Origin of the sequence: Pseudarthrobacter sp. NPDC058362 (assembly GCF_042723515.1) — a bacterium.
Classification (GTDB): Bacteria; Actinomycetota; Actinomycetes; order Actinomycetales; family Micrococcaceae; genus Arthrobacter.
Genome location: NZ_JBHXIW010000009.1, coordinates 1 through 1,109, shown reverse-complemented (window position 1 = coordinate 1,109; position 1,109 = coordinate 1). Strand labels below are relative to the sequence as shown.

At 66.4% G+C, this 1,109-nt stretch carries 1 protein-coding gene; it reads right to left on the bottom strand.

Annotated elements, in window-relative coordinates:
- Positions 1 to 132: 132 nt before the first annotated feature.
- On the bottom strand, positions 133 to 795 hold the full coding sequence (locus tag ACFWIX_RS14715; RefSeq protein WP_377216876.1) for a fasciclin domain-containing protein: 663 nt from the start codon (positions 793 to 795) through the stop codon (positions 133 to 135).
- Positions 796 to 1,109 lie beyond the last annotated feature (314 nt).

The window sequence follows — 1,109 nt, the reverse complement described above, 5'->3', positions numbered from 1 at the left end:
GCCCCGGGGGGGTGCGCCCCCCCCGCGCCGGGGCGCCCCCACATACCTGGCACTCCGGCGCCGGGGGGGGCGCCCCCCCCCCCCCCCCCCCCCCCCCCCCCCGCCGGTGCAGTGTTTCCGCTCCTGCCGGTATTACTTGGGCATCAGGACGGAGTCCACCAGGTAGACGGTGGCATTCTTGGTCTGGACGCCGCCGCAGATGACGTTCGCGTTGTCGACCTTCAGGTTGTCACCGCTGCCCGTCACCGTGACCGAACCGCCCTGGACCGTGGCGTGCGTGCCCGCGATCTCGTCCGGGGTGATCTGGCCGGGTACGACGTGGTAGGTCAGGATCTTGCTCAGCAGGGCATCGTCCGTCTTCAGGGTTTCGATGGTGGCGGCATCGATCTTCGCGAAGGCGTCGTCCACCGGCGCGAAGACGGTGAACTCGTCGCCGTTGAGGGTGTCGACCAGGTCAACCTTGGGGTTCAGCTTGCCGGAAACCGCAGCCGTGAGAGTGGTGAGGATCGGGTTATTGGAAGCCGCAACCGCTACGGGGTCCAGGGCCATGCCTTCCACGGAGCCGGCACCCGTGGGAACCTGCTCAGCGTAAGCGGCGCAGCCGGGGCCTACCAGGTTGGCGGCCGGGTCCATCATGTCGGCGCTGGCCGAGGGGGAGGGAGCCGTGGTGGCGGCCGACGTCTCTGCCGGTGCCGAGGACTCCGCGGTGCTGGATCCGCCACAGGCAGTGAGGCTGAGCAGTGCTGCGGCTGCAACGCCGGCGACCGTGAAAGTTGAGCGCTTGAGGGTCTGCATTTCGGATCTCCTTGGGTTGGGGCATTTGCCTGCTGCAGACCGGTGTCCGCAGCTATGATCTGGCCGGTGGACACCTGCCGCGTGGCTGATGTCTCACTGGGTATTCGGCCATTGGGCGGCGGCGGATGGGTAAATGCCAAAGAGTTTTCCGGTGGACAGTCGAAAACGCAGAACACCCCCGGCCAAAAGGCCGGGGGTGTTCACCACACAGTGTGCGCAAGGGGGTGTCTAGTTTCACGACATAGTTCTCACATGAGTCGGGACATCGTTCCCAGTTGATGCTTCACCGGTGAGTCGGGACATCGTTCACACCC